A 382-nucleotide genomic window follows, 5' to 3' on the forward strand; every position below is an offset into this window, starting at 1 on the left:
ACCCAGATCATCGATCGTCCTGCCGCTCAGGGTGATTCGCCAGAACCGTGGGAGTCCGTCCTGACTCCGCTCAAGACATCGGTTTCGGCGCGACCTGTACCCGAGGCCGTCGAAATGACCATGGTCGCGGCGATCAACCGCGCGCTGCGCGACGCGATGGAGGCCGACGACCGCGTGCTGGTGTTCGGCGAGGACGTCGCCACCCTCGGCGGGGTCTTCCGGGTCACCGAGGGTCTGGCCGAAACATTCGGTGCCGACCGGTGCTTCGATACCCCACTGGCCGAGTCGGCGATCATCGGTATCTCCATCGGCCTTGCGCTCCGCGGTTTCGTGCCGGTTCCGGAAATGCAGTTCGACGGATTCAGCTATCCGGCCTTCGACC

Annotated in this window: 1 pseudogene; it reads left to right on the top strand. The window is 65.2% G+C overall.

Annotated elements, in window-relative coordinates:
* Positions 1-114: 114 nt before the first annotated feature.
* Positions 115-382: pseudogene (gene bkdB / locus IMZ11_RS44755) on the top strand (3-methyl-2-oxobutanoate dehydrogenase subunit beta); the annotation flags it as partial.

Source organism: Microtetraspora sp. AC03309 (genome assembly GCF_020826795.1).
Lineage (GTDB): Bacteria > Actinomycetota > Actinomycetes > Streptosporangiales > Streptosporangiaceae > Microtetraspora > Microtetraspora glauca.